The following is a 24385-nucleotide window of genomic DNA, read 5'->3' as shown; positions in this document are numbered from 1 at the left end:
CGCAAAGGTGGTAGCGCGCCGCACCAATTGCGAATCTCGGTCACCGTAGAAACACGGGAATTTCGGGTGGGAAGACAGGGTTGCACGGCCCGCACATTACGGATGGCACCAATCCTGTCACGAAACTAAAATGCAGGATGACTGGTGGGACCGTGATAAGCGCTTCGAGGAGTTCTTACGTGCAAGTCATACGCAACGGATTTCTATCGCTTCTGGCCTTTGGAGCGTTGACGCTGGAAAGTCACGCGCAAGATCTGGTCGCATCGTTGGAGTGCGATTTTCCGCCCGCTTCGACTGGTGATTGGAACATGGCCGCGTCGACCCTGCAGTACTACATCGATACAGCAAGAGGTTGGAGAGTGAACGAAGATTCCTTCTCCTTCGATGGCCCGGCAAGCATTAATGTCGGTGGAACGGATCACACAGCTTCGCTTTCGATCACTATTTCCCGACAGTCAGGCAAAGCTACCAAAACCCTGTCGTCGGAAGGGAAATCCCTTGCAGTCAGCGGGCAATGCAGAAAAATGGAATCCTCCGGACGGAAGTTCTAAGCGCACCACGGGTCGTGGAGGACCCTAAGAAATTAACGCTCGGGTTCCTTTGGGACTGGGCTTTTCTCCCGCAGGGCTTATTGACTTGGGACCAGCCAGGGGTTGGGGTCGTTGGTTGATTTGTCCGGTCGTTTTTTTAAGCAACTCTCATTGTCCAACGATCGGCAGATCTTCTGCCAGCCTGGACTGTATCCCACGACGGGGCTAGCTCAGTGGCGTCTGATGGAGAATTACCACGCGGTGTCGCGCACGCAACGCCGTCGATTTGAGATCGGCCTCGCGACCCGTCACCACGACTTATCCACGGTCGCATTGCTCGAGCCGGACCTACTGAGCAAGTGGGGGCGTGAGGTCCTCCTAGCAGCCTGATGGCCATCGTTTCTGGCCTAGGTTCCTTAGTCACGTGCTGAGCGCCGACCGCTCGATCCCAAATAGGTTCAGGTCGATAGGCAACGCCCCAACAGCCAGCAGGATGTAAATCGGTATCGGTTGGTTTGGCTTCGTTCGTTCCCCGGAAGGAGTACCTCTTTAGAGCGGTGACGCAGGACGGCCTTGCGGCATTGTTGCCTTCTTCACATTGTTGAATGGCCAAGCGAACTAACCCCGCTCCGCGTGCTTGCGAGTGGTAGTGCCCAAGGGATTACTGTGGGAATGCTTGGTTCTCGTTCGCTTTTCTACTCTTCGGTTGCTGCTGGCACCGCTCGCTTCGATTCACCAATCTCCATTCTGGGAGTACCAGGCAGATTGGACGCGGTGCCGCCTGGGTGCGTCGAGAGTGATGATGGCGTCCCGGATATCATCGTATTGACAGAGACGAACGCGGCGGCGCTCGTCTCATCTCGCTTGAGGCCCGCGCTCGCCGCCGTTCTGCCGATCGTCGATGTATCCGGCCGGATCGGACAACGTAGCCAGTTTCGGCGGGCCGACATCGTTCTCGGCGGGTCCGGGTGCAACTCTCTGGCGGACGCGGCCCAAATGCTCAATCCCGTCATTCAGCGTGTGCACGGCTTGCCTCCGCCGATATTTGCGGCAACCGACCCCCGCGTCATACTTCTCGCTCGGCTGCTCGTACGTGAGCGAGGGATGGAACCCCGTCGCGATCCTTCCGTCAAGGAGACGGTATCTTATGACGACGAGATTGCCGTGCCGGGCGCGCGCATGCTGGCAGAGCAACTCGTCGGCTTGGGCCTGATGGAGCGGCGCTTTTTCGATATGCGAAGCGTCTGTCCGTATTGCGATTCGGCGCGCCTGTCAGTGCGGGAGCGATGCATCTCCTGCGGCAGTGCGGATGTTGCCGATCACGCAATCCTCCATCATATGCGTTGCGGGTTTCAAGGTCCCGAACAGGACTTTTTTGATCCCAGCAAGGAAGACGTACTGAGGTGCCCCAAGTGCACACGACGCCTTGAGGAATTCAGCATCGACTACGATCGCCCCGGAACGGTTTGCGTCTGTCGCGCCTGCGGACGCGTCTCCGGCGACACCGCCGTCGAGTTCGGATGCCTCGACTGCGACGCCGACATCGCCTCGGCCAACATCGACAGCCGCAGCGTCTACGCGTACTTCCTCACCGAAGCCGGCCCGCGCCTGTGTGATATCCGGTTCTCCCGCCATTCTGGCAGCACTCGAACCACAACAGGGGACGGCCGGGACGTCCATTCGAAATTTCCTCGCCCGCCAGGCAAACCTTGCGCACCGGTCGTGCATTTTGTGCGTGCGCTTGCATGAACCTGAAGGCGGGCTGTCACGCGGCCGCTCGTGGCAACAGAGTCGCCGTTTCTTCGCCGCCATCCTGAGAGAGTGCTTCACGGCGGAAGCTGAGATTGTCGCTACCTTTTCGACGTTTTTCGTTCTCATCTCCAGCGACAGCAAACATGACGTCGAATCTGCACTACCGGAAATCCGGAGCCGGCTCGAGCGTCATTTCGCCGTGAAGCCAATGATCGAGTTCGCAGCCTTCGCCCCAGACGAAGTCCTTGCGTTGGTCTCATCGAGAGACATTCCTCATTGAGGTAATGCAATGACAGATTTTGTCGCCGACGCATGGCATTTTCTCGGCGCGCTGCCAGGATGGTCATTCTTGGCGTTCTTCTGGTTGACCCTCTTCGTCGAGATTCCCCGTTATGCGATGGGCATCCAAGCCACCGCGGCCGCGCTCCTGTTGCGCGACTATCGCCGGTTTGGTGATCTTCCGCCGATGCCACTCGTTTCGATCCTTCTCGTCGGCCATAACGAGGAAGCCTCGATCGAGAAGTGCGTGCGTTCGCTGCGCGCGCAGACTTTCAACTGTTTCGAAATTATCTGCGTAGACGACGGATCAAGTGATCGAACTTTCGGCATCATGACGCGGTTGCGCCGCGAGGGGCTGGTCGACGCCGTCGCGCAGTTGCAACTGCGCGGCGGCAAGGCGTCCGGGATCAACTTGGCGGCCCGCATGGCGACGGGCGATGTTTTCGTTGTCGTCGACTGCGATTGCTCATTCGAGCCCGACGCGATCCTGGAACTGCTGCGGCCATTGACGCGCGACCCGAAGATCGCTGGATCGTCAGGCAACATTCTGGTCCGCAATTGGCGCGCCTCGATAACCGCCTCGCTCCAAGGCATCGAATACCTGTTGTCGATTTCTCTCGGAAAAGCGTTCTCGGACTCCCTTGATCAAGTATCTTGCGTATCCGGGGCATTCGGGGCGTTCCGGCGCGACGCGTGGAATCGCGTCGGAGGCATGGACATTGGGGGCGGCGAGGACCTCGACTTTACGCTACGGTTGCGCATGTGCGGCTACAAGATCGCCTTCACCCGCCACGCAATCTGCTACACGGACGTTCCGGACTCGACCTACAATCTCCTGCGGCAGCGCAACCGTTGGGAGCGCGACGCCTTCTGGATTCGCTATCGCAAGTATCCGCGCCTTATGAATCCTTTCAATCCGTCGTTTCGGTGGCAGGAGGCGGCACATGAATGGGACTTCCTAATATTCAACATATTGCCGACAACGGTCTTTCCTTTCTACGTCGCCTGGATCCTGGTCGCCTACGGCTCTTTTGGAGTGGTGCTCCTGATTTGCGTGTGGATCGCTCTGCTGCCGCTTGACGTCGCTTCGTTCGCCGGGGCGGCCCTTGTGACTGGCAAGCCGATCTACTGGCGACTGTTCCCCTTCGTTCCGTTGTTCGGGTTGTATCAGTCGTATGTCATGCGCATGTGCCGATTTTATGCCTATGCGACCGAACTCATCTTCTCGTCGTCCTTGACGGACAACTACGTGCCGCAAAAAGCTCGTGATCTCGTCAAGTGGAGATAACTCAGAACAAGCGGTGGGACCCGATGGCAATTCATTCATTGCGCCCGATGACAAGGCCGGACAACATTAAGAATCAGGTGCGAGCGAGCCAGTCGCTCGCCCGAAAGCTCTACCTCGCGGCATTGCTGGCTTCGGCGGGATGGATCGGGATGCTCGTCTTCGGACCGATGGTGTTTCTCGATGCCGACGGGATGGTGGTGCAGACACCAGAAGAGTTAACACCCGCCTTCAGCGCCCAAGTCATCGACGTGGCGGTGCGCCCCGGTGATCATGTCGCTGTCGGGCAGAGCATCGGGCACGTCCTCTCGACCCAGATGCTCGACCTCATTTCCGACCTGACCTCGAAGAGGGCGCAGTTCGACACTCGCGATGAGCAAATCAAGGCGCGCCTCGCCGCTATCGAGGCGATGCTCCCCGCGGCCGAGCAACGCGTCAGAGAGGCCGAGGTTGCCATGGCGTCCATCGGCAAGGCTCTGGCTCGCGGCTATAGCACGACGGCGCGTGCTGCCGAGGCCACCCGGGAGCGCTACGATGCCCTGCGTGAGGTCGCCTCGGTGAAGGCGGAGCAGGCCGGACTGGTAAGCGAGCAAGCGCTCGTCCGCGCCAACCGACAGCGGTTCGCGCTTGCTCTCGATAAGGCGCAGCGCACCTATGACGACGGCACGATCACCAGTCCCGTCGAGGGTACAGTTGGAACGCGTGTTGCGACCCCGGGGACCGTGCTGGCGCCCGGCGATCATGTCGCGGAAATCCATCACGGAACGAAGTATGTCCTCGCATACTTTCCAACAAATCGCCTCTATTCGGCCGCACCAGGCCAGGAAGTCGTCGTTACCGACGGCGTCAACCGACAGATCGGTCATCTGGAACGCATTCAGGCGATTGCCGATCAGTTGCCGGCAGAGTTCCAGACGACATTCCGTAGCGTGGAGCGCAAGCAGCTCGCGCGCATCTCCCTGGACGGCGATAGCGTCTTCCCGTTGCTTTCGAAGATAAAGGCGACCTCGCCTGGGGCCCCCTCGAACCTGTTGGCCGCCGCTCGGGTCGCCGTCACGGACGGTTTGACGAGCGGCGCCAATTGGATGGCCAACCGCACTCAACGGCTGGCGAATGGCGGCGCCGCCTGGGCAGCCGAGCCGGTCCGCAAATGACGGCGGGCCCTGCGTTACGGCCGGGGCAATGTCCCGGCGATTGTCCTAAGGGCCAAACCGCAGATTCGTTAGGCTGGCCGCGGACTCGACCTATTCTACCAACCTTCGGCGCGGAGGCATCGATGTGTGAAAAGTTTCCGATCTGTCCGCCGAGGTCGGCAGCCGTCGAATGATAACGGGACGATGGCCGACCCGCCGCGCCGTCCTGAAAGCGGCGGGAGCCGCCGCGTGGATGGCTCACGCCCGAGGGCAAGACTTGCATCCAAGGATGGGAATGTGGGTTTGGGGCGATCGCATTCTTTCGCCGGACGGCATGACCGCGTTCGCTGACACCCATGGAATTGATACGCTTTTCGTCTATGTTAGTCCGGCGGCGGCAACGGCACTCCTGGACCGGAATGCATCCGCGGTCGCCGCAGTCCAGGCGATGCGGAAAGGATCCCGCCGCGTCTACGCGGTGGCTGGAGAGCCAGATTGGTCGTTCGGTGACCATTCCCTGCCGGCGCATGCTGCCCTTCTAGTTCGCCTTGCCATGGCGACCCGTCTGTTCGACGGCTTACACTTTGACGTGGAGCCGAACGCATTGTCGGAATGGAGCGTGCCTAACAGCAGGGGAGCCTTGATCGTCGGCACGGTGAAATTTTACGCCATGCTTCGTGCAAGTGCGCCGGGCATCATGATCGACGCGGCCGTCAACCCGGTATTTGCAATGTTGCCCTCGGGCTCCCAGACCTTCTTGGAAGCTCTCGTCCACCATGTCAATTCCGTCTCGATCATGGCTTATCGCGCGTCCATCGCGCGCTCTCTCGACTGGGCCGCCCCCGCGGTGATGCAGGTGACGGCTGCGAAGCGGGCGTGGCGACTGGGCGTGCTCGTCGACGCCAACCCGAACGAACCTGGCACGAGTTGGTTCGGCACGCCGCGCGAGAAGTTCGTATCCGCCATGTTGAGCCTCGATTCCCTGATCGCGACCCGCTTCCCAAACTCTGACTATGCCGGGTTGGCGATCGAAAGCTATGATGGACTCGCGTTAATTTATACAAACTGAGCATTGGATTTCCTGACCGGTCTAGTCGCCGGCGCAGTTAGATCGAAGCGAGATATTCTCATCTCGATGGCGACGAGAATGTGCTAAACTTCTAGATCGTGCTGGGGCAATCACTTGAACCGAGATCATTGTGGATGCCCGCTCTGGGATGGAGCTGTCGATCATCTGGATAGCGGCGCCGGGCGGGACTACTGCGACATCGTCCGCAGTCAGGCGCGAGCGCCAGCTTCGTGGACTGGCGCGGCGACTCTTAGCCGACGGATGTTAGAGGCAGCCAACACTTCGCAAAACTAATAGTGTGCCAGGAAACAGTCGTAGCGTCATAGGTCGAGGTTGGCCGGTACGGCCTCCAATGCCGTCGCAGCCCCAACTCCCCCAAGCGAACTTGGGCCGGCGGGCTGGGAAATTGACCTGACCGTTCAAACCATGGCGAGCAAACCAGTGAAGGCACTGATTTCGGATTGGGAAAAGGTCGGCCCGGTTATCATGATTGTTGCGGGGGTCGGTCTGGTGCTTCTTGGCTTGATCGTCAGGAAGCGTCACCGCGGATCTGTTGAAGCCCAGGAAAAGGAAAAACGGCCGAGTAATTCGCCGGCCGTGCTTGGTTCATTGGCGGTCGCTTGTCAGGGCTCTTTTTATACGTTCGGCCTGTTCCTTGGTTAGCTTCTCGGCCAGGCTGTGATCCTTTAAAAGCGCTGGCCCCTTACGTTCTCGATCGTAGACCATCCAGTCGGTGCTTCCTCTCCGAACGATGAACCTGGTGTGTAAAGGCGGTGTGTCGTTCAACGATTACCTCCCAATTGGTCGGGCCGCCGGTCTCAAAATCACACACCAAACGACAGTTTATTCCTGTACTGGGACACCGAAATTCCCGGTACTACCTAAATTGCAAAGTCTGTGCCGATACGTACCGCCAGATCGCGATGCCCATCGGATGTTAGGCATCCCGATCGGAATCGAAGAGTAAGTCCATAAAAGCAATGACATAGAGACGTGGACTGCATCGGCGGCAGGAGCGTCGCCGGGATTGAACCCTAGGAACAATTTCCACATTGCCGGACTGTTCGCCTCCATCACACGACTCATCGTCGAGGTTTCCTATTTTTGGCCTGAACCAAATGCGAGTACCGGCCGCCGGCGATAGGGGCAATCTGGGCGCTCTGACACCGAGTCCTCGAAGCGTGGGCCATTCGCGTCTGCGGTAGCTCATGCGCGGTTTGGAATGGGCCGTTCATTGTGCGCAGTCCCCGACCCAAGGCGGGAGGGAGCAGCCGCGCTGACGACGGCCGTGAGCGAGCTGTGGACCGGACTTGCCGCCCACAAGTCATGCGCCATCCGCAACGGCTCAATCTTTAAGTTCGCCCACCAAGCCCGTTCGTTGTCGTGTCGATGCAGTTCTTGGTGATGAGTGCGACATAACGGAACGGTGAATTCGTCGCTGACCTTGCGGCCGAGGGCCTTGGGTTGAGCAAACTTCAAATGGTGAGCATCGCACGGGCTTTGTTGGCACACGAGGCAAGGCTGTTCCCGGACAAACAGCAAGTGGGCCTTGCTCCGCTTGCGCAAGGGCTCTTTGGGAAAAGCAAGCTTGGCCGTCGCATCGATTGGGAGGGCCTCAACGGATACATCCGTTTGTGAGCTGTCGTTTGTGGCTGTAGGGACCTGCGGCGCGCCTGCGAGCTTCTCTAGGTAGGCAGACTCAATTGCACGGGCATCTGCCTCTAGCAGGGTGTTCTTCCTAGGTAGTCCGACTTGGGCCCAGGCGAGAAGATCGTTCTCGCTCGTTAAGCAGTTGAGCTCCGCCAACATTTGCTCCCGCAGTTGGGCTGATTGATCCAGGCTAAGTAGCGGAGGGCGCTGCGCAGCGCCTTTGTTTCCCTTGACGTCAGGCCGATTGCCGGCCCGAAACTCCGGGGGCGGCGGGGCCGCTGTAGCGTCGGGCGCATCCAAGTCGTCCTCGCCCGCGATACCCACAAGAGCAAAGAGAGCGTACCGCCGCGCATAAGTGAGGGCAGCTCCCATCCGGTGTGGAGCATTGATTTCACTGACGGCACACACCGGCCATTCCGAAGACATCCATTCTCCCGGACGAATGCGCAAGGACCGTTGTCAAACGAACAAGGCCTGTTGCTTGGTCAATACCCGTCGTTTGAATTGTCGCGATCTCATGGCTCCCTAGGCACTTGCGGACCAAATCCAATCCACTTGCCAATGAAGCGTACCTGAAGCTGCGAGCCTCCTCGCGCGGAAAGACTGCAGGGATGGTCGCAGTGAGCGCCTTTTCCGGATTGGAAAGTTCGAGCTGGGCCTTGGCCAGTGCTCCGGCGATCGCACCGATCGTTTCGCTAGACTGCTGCATGACCGGCCTCCTGAACTAGAATATGAAAGCTGATCGAACCGGATTTCGAGCGTGTCGCCCTAAGCCCGTGGCCTGTTGCTTCTTTTGCGTCTTCCGGCATCAACTTCTTCAGCTCAGTTTTTGCCGTATCGTGCTCGAGATAAGCCGAGCGCGTCCGATGAAAGACCCCGGCAAACTCCGCCCAGGCATTGGAGGCGCTCATATCGACCGTTCGGACCGCTTCAACCCGGGGGCGTGGGGGTTCTATTCCGAACAGCTGAGGGGGCTCGCCGGTCTCGACGCAGCGCCAGAATTTCTTTTCCGCCGTTAGCAGCAAGTGTTGATACAGGGGATCGGCCGGAATGGTCATTTCCACCCATTTGCCGCCGCCGGTGATGATCGAGAGAACCGCGGTCCTCGATGCCGTGACCCACATGTTGTGCTGCAGTTGGGCCATGTGTTTTTCAGCGGCCGTTTCTTCCGAGAACGACCATGGCAGCATGAACTTGGCCTCGAATACCGCGCCGGTACCCTCCACCATGCCATCCAGGGTTGCCGCCATCCAGCGCTTGACCGGATGAAAGGCCCGCCGTTGTACCTGAGTTACGACTTGGCCGGTGTTCTTCTCGTACCAGTGCCGGTTAAGCTGCTCGGTCGCTGTGCCCAACTGTACGATCAAGTTGCTTGATAAATCCTCGGGCTCGATTTCGCCCCGCTTCTCTCGCCAGAGACGAAGGAGAGCGGCTTCATCATCGCCCATGATAATGCGGGCATCGGATCCGCCTACGAAACGACGACGATCCGTCTTAAAAGCAATGTGAGATTTTTGATTGGGAATCATTGCATTCTCCACCTGTATACAAGTCATCAACATAAAATGTTGATATGCGAATGCGTCAGGATAGTCAACATAAAATGTTGAAATTCATTTCCCCTGCTCAATGCCGCGCGGGAAGGGCGCTGCTCGATATGACCCAGCCTCAGCTGGCGTCGATCGCCGGCCTCGGCCTCTCAACGGTCGTTGATTTTGAACGGCAGCGGCGAATTGTGTCGGACGAAGCGGTTCGGAAAATGCACGAGGCGCTCGAAAAAGCCGGAGTGCAATTCATCCCTGAAAACGGCGGCGGACCGGGCGTGCGCCTTCGAAAGCCAAAGCTCGAGGAACGGTAAGGCTAGAATTTTGGGGGTGCGGCATCGGCGCGGGGGGCCGTGAGGGCCGCAGCTCGGGACTAGTATTCTGACGTCTCGCAGTAGATCGAGAAGCCGGACTCGAGCGCGCCAGGATTGGGTACCTGCACGCAAATCGCGGAGCCTAAATATCCCGGGACGGCAATCTTCGAATGGCAAATTGCTGTGGATAGGCCTCTGCTTGCCGCCAGGCGATCTGATCTGGAGTATCCTACGAATTCGATTGGGGTTCGTCTTCTCGCGTTCTATTGTCGCCCCGCGTCACATCGCTCCCGAGAATTGAATCGCAACGGACACCCGATGTTCTCAAGTCGACCGAGGATACCGAGCGATGCTGCCCGAAAAGAAGAACAATGTGAGAGTGCCGGCGAAGCGACTGCGCAAGCCAAACGCACTCAAGCATGGGGCTTACTCTTCCATTGAACTATTGCCGTGGGAGGATCCCGACGCGTTCGAGGAGCTTCGGCGCGCGATTTGGGAGGAGTGGCGTCCCGAGGGCCCATCCGAACATGACTGCGTGGAAACTATCTTCCTTTGCTTATGGCGCAAGCATCGCGTCCGCGCAAAGCGGAAGCTGGATACGGCAGCGGCTCTCGACAAAGTGGAGAATCGGGTGTTCCAGGAAAGGCCGCCGCAAGCTCTTCCGGACAATGAGCTCGAGCTTATAAAGCATTCTCTCATGCAGAAGCACGACGCTCCGCGCGACGACTATGAGCGTCTTCTGCGCTTCAGCGCGGACCTGCACCGCCAAAACGACGCAAAACATTTGAGATTGGGCATTTCATTCTTACCAAGCGAATTTAGTGACCACCTCAACTCAAAAGTGCGTGAAGACAGCTATGAGACAACAGAACAATGGATCATAGCCTTGAAAAAAGAAATCGACTACGTGCTGTTGCCGCGCCTCCGCGAGCGCCGCCCGGATCCCAACGGATATCTTCCGGCGGCTGCCGAAATCCTCGCCGCCGAGAAGACCATGGAAGACCTTGCGGTCGAGGAGCGCTTGGATGCCGCGCTGGATCGTGCAATGCGTCGACTGTATTTCCTGAAAGCGCAAAAACAGCTTGAGCGCGAAGCGAAGGCGAAGGTCGTCAACGGTAAGGCCAAGTAGGTCGCAAACCGAAGCGCTACCTTAGATAGAATATCTCATTTAAGGGAAATGCGCGTCCCGGTTCGCAATGGCCTTACATCGTGCGGAAACCTCCACTAAGCCGGCAGGGATTGGTAACGACGGCGGTGATGAGGAGGCGTTCGATCTGACTTTTGCCACCCACAATCCAAGCGATGTCCGCACTGACACCATCTGCAGGTTCGCTCGCCAGGCCCTTTCATTACCGTGCCATGCTCGTCTTCGTGATCGCCGCGGCGGAGCGGTCTGGTTTGGGCGTACTTCCAATGGTGGACATCGGAGGGAATTTGCCAAGGACAAACATGAGGCTCGCCTTCGCTGGGCTCGCGTAGCGGTGTTCCTTGAATAGGCGAGCCCGCAGTACACGTGGACCGCCGCCAGCTCTAGCCCCCTGGGGTCGTGCTAAATCCTGAGAGATGGGTACTTATGACGCGCGCGATAGTTTTTAGCCCTGATGGGGTAGCCTGCCTGCGCATGCAGTCCACTGAGGTCTCGTCGGAGTAGACTGGTTCGTCGCCCTTCAGAACCCTGTCGGTCGCTCAAACGTTGGCGAGCAAACCAGTGAAGGCATTGATCGCGGATTCGGAAAATGTCGGCCCGCTTATCATGATCGTTGCTGGTCTCGTGCTGGTGCTTCTTGGCTTGATCGCGAAGAGGCGTCACAGGCGCTTAGTTGAAAGCCACGAGAATGAAAATTTGGCCGAGTAGTTCGGCCTTGCCCCTCTTGGTCTCGGCTCTCCAGCGCTCCATCATGCCCTTGATCTGGATCGACGTTGTCTGAACGAACAGAATCAATCTTCCCCTATATTGGCGGGCGGTACGATTGGATCACTGTGGTCAGATGCGCCTGCGTCGTTTCTCACCTCCCTGGCGCTGCGCTCACGGCGTAAAGGCATCGCGCGGGAGATCCCAGGGTGACGTACCAGTTGGGAATACGAACAGGACGTAATGCACGCCGATGAAAAGCGCGACGCCCGCTGCACTGCAGCGCCAGAGGCCAGACCTCGTAAGTTCAAAGACCTGGAAAGCTGCCGCGAAGGCGCTCTTGCTCTCGTCGGGCTTCAACAGCGCCGCGCGCTAAGCGCTCGGGTTAGTATCAGGTCATGTGGTGCTCTTGAGGCTAGGAGCGTCCTTCCTGCCAAGCGAATTCTGCGACCATCTCGACGCGAACGTGAGTGAAGGCAGCTTCGATAAAACAGAACACTGGGTTCTCGTCTTGGAAACAGGAGATCGATAACGTTCTGCTGCCTCCAACCCGCGATGCCGCCCCGATCCCAATGGATACCTTTTGGCCGCCGCGGAGTTTCTTACCGCCGAGAAGACTATGGAAGATCCTGCGGTCGAGGAACGCTTGGGCGTTTCCATATATCGCAACTTGCGTCGCCTGTTTGGTTGAAGGCGCAGAAACAGCTCGATGGCGATGTGAAGGCGAAGCTCGTTAACGTCAAAGCCAGTCTGACTGGATCTATTCCCAAATGAGCGAGCGCGTAAGCGCGCTACTACCTTCTTGGTACCCCGGCGTTTTTCGTAGCAGTTCTGTTATTTGCCCCCACAAATGTATCGGGCCCAATCGTTCATAAGTAGTCGCCGCTTTTCCAGTTTTTCGCCCCGCTGGTAGGCTGCCGTAGTTTCTCCCTTGTATTGGTGAGCAAGTGCAGCTTCGCGCACACCGTCCGCATAACCGGTGCAATCTTCAGCCCATGTCGCAAACGTTGCCCTAAAGCCATGAACGGTAACGTGACCATAGTTCATTCGTTTCAAGACGGCGAGCATCGCCATACCAGAGAACGGGTTGCCATCATCGTTCAAAAAAATCAGATCGGATTGGCTTCGGTATCGAATGCGATTGAGAACGGTTAAGGCCGAACTTGAAAGCGGCACGCTGTGACCCTCGCCCATTTTCATTCGCCCACCGGGTATTCGCCAAACGGCCTCTGTGACATTGATTTCTGACCAACGAGCTCCGAGCACTTCGTTGGTGCGTCCGGCGGTAAGGATCACAAGTTGGAGCGCCACAGCTGCAGTTCCGGGCGCGCCAATCAGTTCTTGCCAGAACGACGGAGCTTCCGAATAGCTTAAGGAGGGATGGTGCCGCTGAACCCGCCTAGGACGCCTTGGGAGTTTTTCCCGCAGTTGTTTGGTCAATGCTGCGGGATTGCGAAAGTCAGTGTCGTCGAGATCAACGTTCCTTGCGATTACGGTTTCGATTCGACCGCGAACCCTATTTGCGGTTACTGCCTTTTCGACCCAAATAGGTTCGAGCAGTTCAAATATATGGCTAGGCTTGATTTCGCCGATCGTGAGATGGCCTATCTTTGGATACGCGTAATGTTTCAGAGAGGAGGGCCACTGGGCGCGGTAATTTCGGCTCCAATTTGTCCAGTTTTCGTCGATAAAGCGGTCTGCACATTCTTCGAACGTGATCTGCGCCGCTACTGCGGTCGAGGGCGTGACCTCTCCCTGGCGTGACCGTCTCGCATGAACGACGTCGATCCCAGCGCGCACCTGTTGGCGGGCGACGTCGCGCTTGACGCGAGCCTCTCTCAGCGACACGTCGTCGTAGGACCCAAGCCCTTGCCAGCGTTCCTTGCGATGGATCCAGTAACGATAGGACCAGCTCTTCGATTTGGGTCCAGCAATGATGAGATAGAGGCCGTCTCCGTCCGGATATTTTCCCGGTGTAATGAGGCGGGCAAGATCGAGGGATTTGAGCTTTCCAGCCAATCGTCTCTCCTAAAAATTATCCGTCCAACTAAAGATAACTACGAACATCATTGCGGTTTTTGAAGAGCGCCAGTTCACAGATAAATATACCGCCGCGGTGATGCGCTTTACGTGGCGTATGGCGACATAGGGACGCAAGCATGGCGCGTTCGTTAAGACCGTGCGGTCGCAGCCGGAAAGAGGTTTTTGATATGTTTTGTGACGTTAAAGGCCATACCCTCGACCAAATCAAAGTCCGAGAGGTTGCTAACAAGTCGTTTGTGCCGCTCCCGCGTCTGTGGGAACACCAACTGCGAGAGATCGAGGAGCTTGCGCCGCGCTCGTTCCTCTTCGTCCAGCTCTTTGGCCATAGTTCCTCTGTCGGGCAATGTCCTCGATTGTCCATTGCAGCAATTAGTCAACTGTATCTGCTGCGCGCGGGCAGGGAACGACATCGCAAGAGCGATCAGGCAACAGCAGCAAAGCTGAATGCATGGTCATCAAGATCCCACATGCACGACCGTCTGATTGCATCGATCGCGCGGTCACGCATCCGATTGTAACTTAAAAGCGGTAGTCTTAAAAGCGGCAAGTTGTTCGAAGTTCTTGTGTGAAAAGAACTCACAAAGGGCCGCTTCGGGACGTTTTGGCGAGAAACATGCGCCGGCTTCGGGCTGCTCAGGGTCTCAGTCAGGAGACGTTGGCGCACGAGTGCGGCATCAACCGCACCTACCTCAGTGGCGTTGAGCGATCTGAGCGAAACGTCTCGATTGACAATATTGCCCGGATTGCTCGTGGTCTTAAGGTCAAAGCCCATACGCTGCTCGACGATGGCGCTTAGGCGCACCGCCGAAGCAAGGAGGGCCACCGGCCAGGGCGGATTTCGCTCCTGATCGACTGTCGTGCCGCAATCCCATCCCTCGAATAGGATTCATTGCATTGCAGTTTGCTGGGCAGGCCGCGTGGCCGCACGCAAATCCGGGCTCCGCGCGAAGCGGAAGCTGGATACGGCAGTCGCTCTCGACAAGGTGCGGAATCGGGTAATGTGGTGCTCTTGAGGCGAGGAGCATCCTTCCAAGCGAATTCTGCGACCATCTCGACGCGAACGTGAGTGAAAGGCAGTTTCGATAAAACAGAACAGTGGGTTCTCGTCTTGGAAACAGGAGATCGATAACGTTCTGCTGCCTCCAACCCGCGATGCCGCCCCGATCCCAATGGATACCTTTTGGCCGCCGCGGAGTTTCTTGCCGCCGAGAAGACTACGGAAGATCTTGCGGTCGAGGAACGCTTGGACGTTTCCGTATATCGCAACTTGCGTCGCCTATTTTGGCTGAAGGCGCAGAAACAGCGCGAAGCGACCGCGAGAGTCGTTAGCGGCAAGTCAAATGAAGCGATCTGTTTCCAGGTTAGCAAGCGTATAAAACTGCCTACAATCTTAGATAGAACTCGCGTGGATCGCTTGGTGGTATTTTCGTTGTCTACAACAATTGAGGGTATTGTAGCGAAACGAGTTAAGCAAGTAATTGATATGATTTACGATACCAGCCGCCCGGCGGCTCTCGATCCGCTGATCGTGTTCAACCATTAGTTTTGGCAAAATAGGCTCGGCTGAGGCCGCGTGGCGCATTCCGCTAATTCGCCGTCAGCACGGCATCGACGCGGCGGCTGTTTCGCGTGCTGATGATGATGGCGCCGTTGCGGGTCGCAAACCTCGCACCGACGAGACGCGGAACCTTCTCGGTCAGCGATGACGGCAGCGGGATCATTCCGCCGGTGATGGGATCGCCGACATTGATCGACGGCCCGGCCGCGCCGGGCGAAGGCGCGGCCTTGATGAACTCCCTGATCAACTGGATTTCCTCCCGTGACAGGTTGAGCACGGCCTGTGCGTTACTGGCGTCGGAGGCTTTCTTTTCCGCCAGGGCCTTGTCTTGCGCTTCGTCCTGCTGGGCGGCCTCGCGTTTCGCGGCGTCCTGTTCGAGTCGTACGAGGCGTTCCCTCAACGGGATCAGCTCGCGCCGCAGCGTGGCGTTGTCCGACTTCAGCGAGGTGATCTGGCCGAGCGCAATCGCCGCCGCAACGCACGCGACGACCGAGATCAGGCTGAGGCACGCAACGGCCAGCCCGGGCATTCCGACGCCCTTGGCCGTCTTCCGATCCGGCACGTCGCCCTCGGAACGCCGCCGCCGCGCCCGGGCAAATCGCGGCATGCCGGTCCCGAGGAGTTTCACAAAGTGCGAGAGCCGAGAAACGTTTCGGTCCGCCTCGTGAATGGAGCCAAATGCCGGCTCGGGGATGATCGGTGCGCGCGCGGGTGGGGCGGGTGCTGCCATTGCGCGGCTTGCGCCCAAGGTCGTGCGATCGGCAAGGCCTCCTTCCATCACGCGAAGGATTTGCGGATCAATCGCGTCCGGCCGTTCGGCAGCGGCATCGCCGGTCGCATCGCGCGGGTCGGCAGCGACGGTCTCCACGCGCTCCGCCAGTCGTTCGCCGAGCTCCTGCTCGTCGACCTCTTGCTCGCCCGGCTCCTGCGCGATGCGTTCCCGTTCGGCGCGGGAGGCCTCAAGCGAGCGCCAAAGCGCGAGGCCGGAATCCGTGATCTGCAGCCCGGCCTCATTGATCGAAGCCCATCCGGATTGGAAGACATCGGCGTCGCCAAGCTCCGACGATCGCTTCAACTTCGTGGCTGCATCGCCCGCGGCGATCATGCGCTTGACTTCGCGGCTGACCTCTTCAAGCGGAATCCGTTGCTCGGGTCTTGCGGCGAGCACGCTCAAGATCGCCAGATTGAACCTCATGTGGCGCCTCTCGATGCCCGGCAACCGGTCGTGCAGCCGCTCCGCTCCCGCGCGTCAGTCAGTGAGCCAGGCAAGTGTAGCGGCTCCCTCTGAGGCAAACAATGCGGCTTCCGGCGCACGCCACCTGGACTGGTCTGCCCGCGAACGAGACGCGTCAGGATCACGCCCGCTGGAGCGCCTCAGAGAAATTCGCGAAGCCTGGCGAGCTCGATCACGTGCTCGGGCGACAGCACCTCCGGCACAAGGGGCGGCTGCGACGTGGTCCGGATCTCGTAGAGATGCCGGGTCTTCTCGGGCTTGCCCATGAGGTCCCGGATGCATTGGTCGAGCGTTCCGTTGAAGATCATATAGGGCGCGCGATCCTCTCGCCTGGAATTGCCGAGAGAAGGCCATTTGTAAAGGGAGGCCGCAGCCTGGAAGTCCACCTGATGAGAGTGGTCGATCATGCCTTGATCTCTACCCGAAAAGGCCTGTTCGTCAAACAACGCCGGCCCATGAGCGAGCTGGCGCAGCGGGACGCGAGAGCCGCGCGCAATCGCGCTCGTCGACAGCGACCGGCAGCCCGCATCGATGCTTGGCACGACCGCGCGCGCCCAACGTTCACCGGGAGAGCCAGCGCCCGCGACCATTCCTGGTCGACTGGAATTGAGTTTGTTCTTGTTTTGTTCTTGCGTCTGTTATAGCGTCCAGGGACAAGCAGTCTTGGTCAAGTCAGGGATCAACGGGTTGAGATGGCAGCCGCAGCCACCATCCTTCACGCGGACCTGGATGCGTTTTACGCGTCGGTCGAGCAGCTGCTTGAGCCGTCGCTGCGAGGCAAACCGATCGCCGTCGGAGGCGGGGTTGTGCTTGCCGCGTCCTATGAGGCCAAGGCCTTCGGGGTGTATGGCGGCATGTCGGGACAGGAAGCTCGCCGGCTCTGCCCGCAACTGATTTTCGTCGGCGGCCACTTCAGCGATTATCAACGGCTGGGTGACGCGGCCATCGAGGTGATCGGCGACTTCACCCCGCTCGTCGAGCGTATCTCGATCGACGAGGCGTTTGCCGACGTTGCCGGCTGCACGCACCTGTTCGGAGCGCCCGCCGAAATGGCCGCGGCGATCCGGCGGCGCGTGCGCACGGAGCTCGGCCTTGCGATCTCGGTCGGCGTCGCGCGCACCAAGCATCTGGCAAAGATCGCCTCGCAGGTCGCAAAGCCCGACGGGCTTGTCGTCGTTGATCCCGACACCGAGCTCGGATTCCTGCACGAACTGCCGGTCGAGTTGATGTGGGGAGTAGGGCCGGTCACCAAGGCACGGCTGGACGCGATCGGCGTCTCGACGATCGGTCAACTCGCCAGATTGTCGGAGCGGTCGCTGGCGCGGCTGCTTGGTCCGGCGGCGGGCGAGAAACTCGCCGCGCTGGCCTGGAATCGCGATCCGCGACAGCTCACGCCGCATCGGCGCGCGCGATCGGCAGGAGCACAATCGGCGCTTGACCGAAAGCCCGCGATCGAGGAGGTCATTCGGCCGACGCTGTTTCATCTCGCCGACCGCGTCGCCACGCGGCTTCGGGCGAAATCCCGGCCTGGACGAACCGTGACGGTGCGCGTTCGCTTCGCCGACCTGAAATCGGTGACACGCTCGATGACGCTCGATGCACCCGTGTGCACGACAGTGATCCTTGCCCGGCTCGCCGAGAATCTGGTGCGCGCCACTCTTGCGGACCACCCAAGCGAGAAAATCATTTCGCTGCTGGCAATCTCGGTGTCGCATCTCGAGGAGCATTGGGATCTTGCGCTCGAGCTCCCGCTCGGACTGGCCGATCAAGCGCTTCGCCCCGGAAGTCCGGCAGGGGTGGCGCGCTGGGCGGCGGACTGTGCCATCGACAAGGTCCGTGATCGTTTCGGCTGGGATGCGATCGGATACGGTTCGGCGGCGCTGGAGGTCGTTCGTTCGGTGCCCGACGATTTCCGCAAGCTGGCCGATAAGGGCCTCTAAAGCGCGATGAGATCAGGTTGAATCGTCATTGCGCTTTAGCTTCTTGTTTGCGCATGATCTTTTCGGAAAACCCCTTCGCACTTTTCCGGATCATGCTTAAGCTCTTCGCCGATTCACCGGCTTGTCATTGCATTAAGAAAAGGCAATCCGGAATCGCGGGCTTGTGAGTGGTGGCCTGGCGCGCGCGGTCTATCCTGAGCACGCGGAGGATAGCCATGAAATTCAGCTCCGAACTGATCCAGACCATGCGCGATGCGTTGGACACCGTGATGGCAAGCGTGCCGGCCGATCAATCCGTGTTCGGTCTCAAGGCGGCGGTTGCCGAATGCATCTTGCGGGCGGCGGCGCACGGCCAGACGTCGTTCGACGGCCTCGTGGCGTCGGCATCCGATCAGCTGCAATCGATCATCTCGATGCTGACGTAAAGCATGATCCGGAAAAGTGCGAAGCGGTTTTCCCTCGCGACCGACGCAAGGCGTTTGCGCGGAGATCATGCTTTTGCGATGAACTAAACGCGATGACGATCTCAGCCCAATCTCATCGCGCTTTGGCAGGCCAGATCGCGCCCAAGCGTCGCGGCCTTCGTTGGACGCCTACGATGAACCAATGCCTTCCTTGGCGATCCTGGTCAGGGCTTCGTATCCGGATGGCGTCAGGTGCAGGAGATCGCTCTTGTAATTGGCGCACGGCGTCGTTCGTCCGCATGCGATGCCGGAGGCGTCGATCGTCCTGATTCCGAGCTCCCTGCTTCGTCTGCTGAGCTCGGCATTGACAGATGCAATATTCTCGGCTGCACCTTTCATCTGCTCGCCTCGCGGAAGAATCTGGATGGAGAAAATCTTGCCGTTCGGCCAAACCGACCTGATCTCTTCAAACAGCTTTTGGTAGGATTCCATCACTCCGCACGGCTTATCGAGATAGATGTTGTTGGTCCCGACCAGCACGATGATGGACTTTGGCCTGATTTTTCGCAGCCGCTCGCGTTCGTGTTCGATGAACCAGAGCGTGTTCTGAATCCTGTCGCGTCCGACGCCGAGGTTGGCCACCGGGCCGGCGCCGAGCGAGGCAGATAGTTCCCTCGGCCATGCCTCAACCAGCGAGTCGCCAAGCAAGACCGTCGAGACATCGCCGGACAGGCCCGACACATTTCTCTCATATTTGCGCAGGGCATCGGCATTGTCCGGCATGGCGGCTGTTACGGCGAATTGCGCATCGGTTTTATCGCATGCAGCTTTCGAACTTTGCGCGCGTCCCGCCGATGGTAGACAGAGCGCCGCGACAATTGATAACGTTGCCGCGACATAGACGATTGACGCGGTGTTGCGGAGTTCTCCATCGTGCGTTTTCGATGTCATTGCGCGGTTCCATCTGAGGCAGTCAATCTGATGTCGCTGAGCATTTCGATCCTGGGACAGTCAAACAGCATCCTGAAGGCAGGCTTTTTCCAGAAATTTCTGGACGCCGATGACACGATTGAAGTGACATCGGCAGGAAGGATCGGTGCATCTCCGTCCTTGCTCGGTCCGTATTTTGCCCAGGGTGATTTCTTCAAAGGCTCGGAGTTTTGCATTGTCGATACATGCGTGATCGATTTTTCGCTGCTCTCCGCCAATGCGATCGATTACTACGATGTTGTGAGATGGGTCGAGTGGATCGGGCATTCCGCCAAACGCGCCAATTGCGAGCCGGTTTTCGTTTGCATACCGGTGAGCGACATCAACGCATCAAGAACGATCATCTCCGCCTGCATCTCCGTCTGCACGAAGCAGGACTGGTACTATCTTGATGTAAGGGACGTCATTGCCGCGGTCGTCAAGTCCAAGAACGTAGAAGCGAAGGAACTCTATGCAGACGGCAGTCATCCGGCCGAGTTCTTGTCGGGCGTGATAGCGACGCACCTTGGCAATTTCTTGACTAAGATAAGGACGGCCAAGACTGCAAAGTGCAAACGCACGTTTGCATTCACGGCTTACGATCGCGTGCCGCTTAAAGATCAAATTGCGGGCAAACCGGTCGAGTATTCTTCGAGGCTGATCGCGTTTTCGGGCGTCCGGCTGGAACGCGGCGAGACGTACCCGATCCACATCGGGTCGGATTCATCCATCCGCGGCCTCATGGTGAACTCGGCAGCCTGCAAGAGCGTGCTGTCGATCGAGGGAGACAGAACCTTCCACAAGAACCTGCGTCTCAAGCCCTATCACCCGACAAATTTCGAGGCGCGGCTCATTCCGATCTGCAGGCCAATTCGAGACCATCAGGGAATGGTCAGGCTGTCCCTGACAAACCAGAATGTCTCCATGAGCGATGTGACACTTCATAGCTCGAAGGAGGAGAATGACGAAGGCTTCATTGAAGTTGCCGATCTCGTCGTCGAGCGAGGATACGACCTGGTGACCTACGCGACCACGCGGCCCGCCGATCCGGCTTCCATCAAATGGGTGCCTGATTGATGGTGGCAGTTTTATGAGCCGGTCGACCGCGACGCGTCTGTCCAACGAGCAGGGTAGCTTATCCACTAAGACGCAAGTTCCCGCGGTCAGCCCACGACCTGCACTACTCCCGTAATATTCCGCGCTTCAATCGATTGACGATTTGTCGCGCTGTTAGACGTCCGCTCTGAAAGTCGATGGATAAGTCGGTCGGCGCTTTGGCTGACAATGTCTTTCCGCTGTAGAATCAGCCCGATTCGAAGGCGCTCCTCATATGACATTCAAAGGCTTCCACATTGGCCATGACGTTAGGTTGATCGTTTGCATGCTCGAGGCCGCAGGGACCGGTCGTCGGCGCGTCTGGCGGCGGCAATGACGTCAGGCTATTGGGAATTCCGCTCCAAGGGCGGCACGTTTCGCATCGTGCCGCTGAACGGGCGATTCCACTTCTTCTTCGAAGAGGAGGATTTTGGATCCTATCACTCGGCAGTGGCCGCGCTCGATCTCCTCGGAGGTTATTCCCATTATCCGTCGGCCCGCGGCCTGCCGTTTGAAGTCCCCGAATGGACGTTCATTAGGGCCGGCTGACGATGGTTACGGCCATGCGTCTCTCAGCCATTTGCTTGCGCAGTGTGTTTGACGAGCAGCGATCCCGCTAGAGGAAGCGCCCACGACCGTCGCGTGCCAGCGAGGCCTGGCACCGGTGCGCGGAGTCCCTTCGCATAGGACGATCGGCAGACATCGCGTCCGAACTGGTTCGGGAACGATCTCCCGTAGAATAACGGCACCGGGCCCCAAGACGTTCCATTGTGTTGGGCGCGAGCGGTAGTTTGCCGGAGACAGTTCGTGGCCTGACATGGAAACCTTGCCAGGGAGGGTCTCCAGCCGGGGGCACTGACCGAGGCAGCAAGCCGTTCAGCGTCGGACCAATGCCTTTGCAGTCCGAGCGAGCTCAAGTGCGTCGAGCCGCTTCCCTGCTCGCCTAAGCTGCGGTACGCTACCCGCTTTCCCATTTGCCCACTTGATTGGACTGTTCACTCGGCCATTGGTTTTGCTCTCGGTCGGATCGTATTTTGCTTGTTGCGGAGCACCAAATGGACTCCACGCCGGATAACAAGGTTGCGGAAGAGCGGCTCTCGAGCTTGGAGGAGCAGCTTTCGAACTTCGCGCGTGAAGCAGGAGTCAGTCCGTTGAGTCCAACGACCAGCACGAAAGTGCATCGAGCGTTGCGAGCAATGATTCATCGATTGGAAGACTGGCGCTATCCGGCCTCCATCGGTCTTGTTGTGCTGGCATCCATTGTTGGGGGTATTTGGTGGTGGTCCTCCGTTCGTCCGGCGGTCGTATCCCCCCCAAACCCCACAGCTCTGACACAAGCCCGGCCGAAAGACATTGCGTCGATTGCCGTCGCACCGTCCCCGGATATTGCACAACAGCTCCAACCGATGGCGCGTGATCTCGCCTCCCTAAGGCAAGCGGTCGAACAACTGCAACTGAGGCAGGAACAGCTGGCCCGCGACAATGAAAGCGTGGCAAGTCAACTCAAGGCGAGACAGGTGGAAATAGCACGCAACAACGATGTCATCGACCAGATCAAGGCTGTCCAGATTCAGATGGCGCAGGAAAGCAAGACGATGACCGAGCGGCTCAACGCAAGCCAGGAACAGCTGGCCAGTCTGATCGCTAACGCTTCGGCGCCAAAGGCGGAGCCTGAAGAGCCCAAGCAGCCGTCAGAACAACCAAAGGTAACCTCCGAAATACCGATGCCGCGTCCGCGACGGCCAGCCAATGTCACTCAGACGCACAAGCCGGCGCCGAATGCGGCGCGTCCGCAAGCCAACAAGCCGCAACCATCGGCATGGCCGTGGTCAGTGCGCTGATCTGCGAGGCCACCTTCATAAAAAGCAGTAACGGATAGGCCGCTGGCGCCGGGACGGCGGCCTCTTCAACCTGATTTCGAGCAGTGACTTGGAAGCGGCGGCGGTGGGTGAGCGGCACCTCGCCCAGCGCGCGAAGCGATGCGGGACGATGTAGCGGCCTCCAGAACCGCGCTGCGCCAGCCCGCAGCCTTGATTCTCATCACGTCGCGCGCATAGCCGCATCGCGAGCGCTAATTCGTCGGCATCGAGGGTTCCCTTCGCAAAGTCGAAGAGACGGCTCCATACGAGCGAAATGGGCTTCGTCACCCGCGCGACACCTCGGGCTAGCGAGCGACATCCAACGGAACCCGCACAGTAGAAGGCCGAGCTGTGAGAACTGTCTGGCTCTGCGTCATGCAAAGCTCAGCGTCGGAGACCTGCTGCCTCAAGGTCGTTGCCGTACTACACGCCGCCGCATGGTTCCACGGAAACGGGATGAATCGGCATGGGCCTTGCTGTCTAGGCGATGCTGGGAATTTCAGTGTCCCGGTTCAGGAATAAACCGTCCCCGGCTGTGTACTTTTGAGACCGGCCGACTGACCGATTGGGAGGCATCGTTGAACTTCACCGCACATGTACTGGCGAGATTCCTCGTTCGGAAGGGAAGCACCGACTGGATGGTTTATGATCGAGAACTCAAGGGGCCGGCGCAGCTCGAAAAAGGTGGCCGCTTTGCCGAGAAGCTGACGAAGGAGCAGGCCGAACGCATAAAGCAGGCGTTGACCGACGCTCTACCGGCACCTCCGGGCAATGCTCGGTTTGGCCGTGATCGACTGCCTCGCGAAGTGTCGGCGAAACAGACCGCGAACAAATGACGCTTGTGTTACCCAGTAAGGTATATGAACAGAATGAGACCTCGGGGAACAAGGCGGGGCAAAATGGCGACACCTTCGTGGATCAAGTTCGGCCCTTGCGGAATTCGACTGTGGTTGCTGGGCGTTAAGGACCGCCATTGCTTTATGAGCCTTTAGAACAAGCCGGGAACTTCTCGAGAGCCTGTTCTTCATTTTACATGCCGTCCGGCGCTGCGGTCAAAAACCAGCGTGATGCCATGGTCTTGCGGAGGAAATAACCCTTTCACACTATCTCCGACGTGCCATGTACGAGGCCATTCGTCCTGAGCCTCTCGATCGCCAACTGTTCTTCAGTGAGGCGCCTTTCGACGAATTCCCTCTCTTGTTCGGTTAGGTTGCCCTTGAGCAATCGGCGATAGCGCTGGACATTGTTCCCGTAGACTTTCAGGCGCATCAACTGCTCGTCGGTCATCTTCGTCTCCATGCGAGACCGGCAATAGGCGGACAGCCCCCGGCCATTCCCAACAAAATTGCAGAGAGCCGGGAAAAATCTCGCGACTGTCTCTGCGCCGCTTCAATGATTTCGGTTGTGACTTTGCGCAACCTTTCCTGGCAGTGTGGAAGGCGACGATGCGCATCGAATGGCGTCCCTGCACGGCCCCGGAGCAGCGTCTCGCGATGTATGCTCGCATCATCACCGGTATCGCGCGAGGCGCGACCTATCCAGGACCATAAGGCCTCCCGCAATTACAAGATCGAGGCCTTGCTCCGCATCTTGCGAACGATCGAAGGCGCGCAACGCACGATTTGCTCCCGCCGCAATCAAGCGAGTGTAGATTAGTTACCCTTCTTTGCAGAGCGTTGGCCGGAAATTCCGAGGTATTCCGTCAAACTGTCGCGGTGCCATCCGGAGTCACGATCAATTTGGGCAACTACGATGCTACTCGCTAGGGGGGACTATTCGCCGGTCCATCGATGCCTCAAGTCCGGCCGTGTCCGTGATCAAAGACCAGTTGAGCGAAGGCTGCCGCGATCGACGGTGCCGACGACTGCCAAGACA

The 24385-nt window shown here is 58.7% G+C and carries 25 protein-coding genes and 1 pseudogene; 18 read left to right on the top strand and 8 right to left on the bottom strand.

All coding sequences use genetic code 11. The features are described from left to right. The first annotated feature begins 179 nt into the window (after nt 1-179). The 7 genes from ACVW1C_RS05000 (at nt 180) to ACVW1C_RS04970 (ending at nt 6711) form a co-directional block, all read left to right on the top strand. On the top strand, nt 180-551 hold the full coding sequence (locus ACVW1C_RS05000; RefSeq protein ID WP_456757441.1) for a hypothetical protein: 372 nt from the start codon (nt 180-182) through the stop codon (nt 549-551). A gap of 753 nt (nt 552-1304) precedes the next feature. Further along, nucleotides 1305-2279, top strand: coding sequence for a TackOD1 domain-containing metal-binding protein (locus tag ACVW1C_RS04995; RefSeq protein WP_456762998.1), 975 nt, complete (start codon nt 1305-1307; stop codon nt 2277-2279). Beyond that, a complete protein-coding gene (locus tag ACVW1C_RS04990) occupies nt 2272-2562 on the top strand; it encodes a hypothetical protein (protein WP_456757440.1) in 291 nt (96 codons plus the stop codon). The genes ACVW1C_RS04995 and ACVW1C_RS04990 overlap by 8 nt, the downstream gene beginning before the upstream one ends. Before the next feature lie 9 nt (nt 2563-2571). Then, nucleotides 2572-3849, top strand: coding sequence for a glycosyltransferase (locus ACVW1C_RS04985; protein ID WP_456757439.1), 1278 nt, complete (start codon nt 2572-2574; stop codon nt 3847-3849). A gap of 23 nt (nt 3850-3872) precedes the next feature. Further along, nucleotides 3873-5000, top strand: a complete 1128-nt coding sequence (locus ACVW1C_RS04980) for an HlyD family secretion protein (RefSeq protein WP_456757438.1) — start codon at nt 3873-3875, stop codon at nt 4998-5000. 274 nt (nt 5001-5274) lie between these two features. After that, nucleotides 5275-6048: a hypothetical protein gene (locus ACVW1C_RS04975; protein WP_456757437.1), complete on the top strand. Its 774-nt coding sequence runs from the start codon at nt 5275-5277 to the stop codon at nt 6046-6048. Between the two features lie 441 nt (nt 6049-6489). After that, on the top strand, nt 6490-6711 hold the full coding sequence (locus tag ACVW1C_RS04970) for a hypothetical protein (RefSeq protein ID WP_456757436.1): 222 nt from the start codon (nt 6490-6492) through the stop codon (nt 6709-6711). 543 nt (nt 6712-7254) lie between these two features. Here ACVW1C_RS04970 and ACVW1C_RS04965 read toward each other — a convergent pair. Continuing rightward, nucleotides 7255-8407: pseudogene (locus ACVW1C_RS04965) on the bottom strand (ERF family protein). Beyond that, complete coding sequence (locus tag ACVW1C_RS04960; protein WP_456757435.1) at nt 8394-9227, bottom strand: YqaJ viral recombinase family protein; 834 nt, start codon at nt 9225-9227, stop codon at nt 8394-8396. Before ACVW1C_RS04960 ends, ACVW1C_RS04965 begins: the two are co-directional and overlap by 14 nt. A 74-nt stretch (nt 9228-9301) precedes the next feature. On the opposite strand from ACVW1C_RS04960, the gene ACVW1C_RS04955 reads away from it, so the two are divergent. From ACVW1C_RS04955 to ACVW1C_RS04945, 3 genes are all read left to right on the top strand, one after another. Continuing rightward, complete coding sequence (locus ACVW1C_RS04955; protein WP_456757434.1) at nt 9302-9556, top strand: helix-turn-helix domain-containing protein; 255 nt, start codon at nt 9302-9304, stop codon at nt 9554-9556. A 349-nt stretch (nt 9557-9905) separates the two neighbouring features. Beyond that, nucleotides 9906-10685 carry a hypothetical protein gene (locus tag ACVW1C_RS04950; protein WP_456757433.1) on the top strand — a complete coding sequence of 260 codons (780 nt, stop codon included), beginning with the start codon at nt 9906-9908 and terminating at the stop codon, nt 10683-10685. 579 nt (nt 10686-11264) lie between these two features. Further along, the gene (locus ACVW1C_RS04945) at nt 11265-11411 is read left to right on the top strand and encodes a hypothetical protein (RefSeq protein ID WP_456757432.1); all 147 of its coding nucleotides are present in this window, start codon (nt 11265-11267) and stop codon (nt 11409-11411) included. A gap of 831 nt (nt 11412-12242) precedes the next feature. Here ACVW1C_RS04945 and ACVW1C_RS04940 read toward each other — a convergent pair. Further along, nucleotides 12243-13427, bottom strand: coding sequence for a tyrosine-type recombinase/integrase (locus ACVW1C_RS04940; protein ID WP_456757431.1), 1185 nt, complete (start codon nt 13425-13427; stop codon nt 12243-12245). A 152-nt stretch (nt 13428-13579) separates the two neighbouring features. Further along, nucleotides 13580-13777 (bottom strand): hypothetical protein, encoded by a 198-nt coding sequence (locus tag ACVW1C_RS04935; RefSeq protein ID WP_456757430.1) that lies wholly within the window; start codon nt 13775-13777, stop codon nt 13580-13582. Between the two features lie 287 nt (nt 13778-14064). Between ACVW1C_RS04935 and ACVW1C_RS04930 the strand changes: the two genes are divergently transcribed. Then, on the top strand, nt 14065-14247 hold the full coding sequence (locus tag ACVW1C_RS04930; protein WP_210189232.1) for a helix-turn-helix domain-containing protein: 183 nt from the start codon (nt 14065-14067) through the stop codon (nt 14245-14247). Nucleotides 14248-14631: 384 nt separating this feature from the next. Further along, nucleotides 14632-14994, top strand: coding sequence for a hypothetical protein (locus ACVW1C_RS04925; RefSeq protein ID WP_456757429.1), 363 nt, complete (start codon nt 14632-14634; stop codon nt 14992-14994). 43 nt (nt 14995-15037) lie between these two features. Here ACVW1C_RS04925 and ACVW1C_RS04920 read toward each other — a convergent pair whose 3' ends face one another. Together ACVW1C_RS04920 and ACVW1C_RS04915 are read right to left on the bottom strand one after the other, a co-directional pair. Beyond that, entirely contained in the window at nt 15038-16204 is a 1167-nt protein-coding gene (locus ACVW1C_RS04920) for a hypothetical protein (protein ID WP_456757428.1), read from the bottom strand. A gap of 179 nt (nt 16205-16383) precedes the next feature. Next, nucleotides 16384-16833, bottom strand: a complete 450-nt coding sequence (locus ACVW1C_RS04915) for a hypothetical protein (RefSeq protein ID WP_456757427.1) — start codon at nt 16831-16833, stop codon at nt 16384-16386. Between the two features lie 102 nt (nt 16834-16935). On the opposite strand from ACVW1C_RS04915, the gene dinB reads away from it, so the two are divergent. Together dinB and ACVW1C_RS04905 are read left to right on the top strand one after the other, a co-directional pair. After that, nucleotides 16936-18183 carry a DNA polymerase IV gene (gene dinB / locus ACVW1C_RS04910; RefSeq protein WP_456757426.1) on the top strand — a complete coding sequence of 416 codons (1248 nt, stop codon included), beginning with the start codon at nt 16936-16938 and terminating at the stop codon, nt 18181-18183. A 215-nt stretch (nt 18184-18398) separates the two neighbouring features. Beyond that, on the top strand, nt 18399-18608 hold the full coding sequence (locus tag ACVW1C_RS04905) for a hypothetical protein (RefSeq protein ID WP_173642052.1): 210 nt from the start codon (nt 18399-18401) through the stop codon (nt 18606-18608). 168 nt (nt 18609-18776) lie between these two features. Here the strand turns inward: ACVW1C_RS04905 and ACVW1C_RS04900 are convergent, their stop codons facing one another. Then, nucleotides 18777-19538: a GDSL-type esterase/lipase family protein gene (locus ACVW1C_RS04900; RefSeq protein WP_456757425.1), complete on the bottom strand. Its 762-nt coding sequence runs from the start codon at nt 19536-19538 to the stop codon at nt 18777-18779. A 30-nt stretch (nt 19539-19568) separates the two neighbouring features. Between ACVW1C_RS04900 and ACVW1C_RS04895 the strand changes: the two genes are divergently transcribed. From ACVW1C_RS04895 to ACVW1C_RS04880, 4 genes are all read left to right on the top strand, one after another. After that, nucleotides 19569-20633: a hypothetical protein gene (locus ACVW1C_RS04895; RefSeq protein WP_456757424.1), complete on the top strand. Its 1065-nt coding sequence runs from the start codon at nt 19569-19571 to the stop codon at nt 20631-20633. Between the two features lie 351 nt (nt 20634-20984). Further along, on the top strand, nt 20985-21200 hold the full coding sequence (locus ACVW1C_RS04890) for a hypothetical protein (RefSeq protein WP_456757423.1): 216 nt from the start codon (nt 20985-20987) through the stop codon (nt 21198-21200). 506 nt (nt 21201-21706) lie between these two features. Then, nucleotides 21707-22492 (top strand): hypothetical protein, encoded by a 786-nt coding sequence (locus ACVW1C_RS04885; protein ID WP_456757422.1) that lies wholly within the window; start codon nt 21707-21709, stop codon nt 22490-22492. A gap of 596 nt (nt 22493-23088) precedes the next feature. Further along, nucleotides 23089-23346: a hypothetical protein gene (locus ACVW1C_RS04880; RefSeq protein WP_456757421.1), complete on the top strand. Its 258-nt coding sequence runs from the start codon at nt 23089-23091 to the stop codon at nt 23344-23346. Between the two features lie 262 nt (nt 23347-23608). Here ACVW1C_RS04880 and ACVW1C_RS04875 read toward each other — a convergent pair whose 3' ends face one another. Next, nucleotides 23609-23797: a hypothetical protein gene (locus ACVW1C_RS04875; RefSeq protein ID WP_456757420.1), complete on the bottom strand. Its 189-nt coding sequence runs from the start codon at nt 23795-23797 to the stop codon at nt 23609-23611. Nucleotides 23798-24385: the final 588 nt, after the last annotated feature.

This window comes from Bradyrhizobium sp. USDA 4011, from assembly GCF_054063415.1.
Note: the sequence above shows the minus strand (reverse complement) of the source record. Positions and strands in the feature narration are given on the sequence as shown.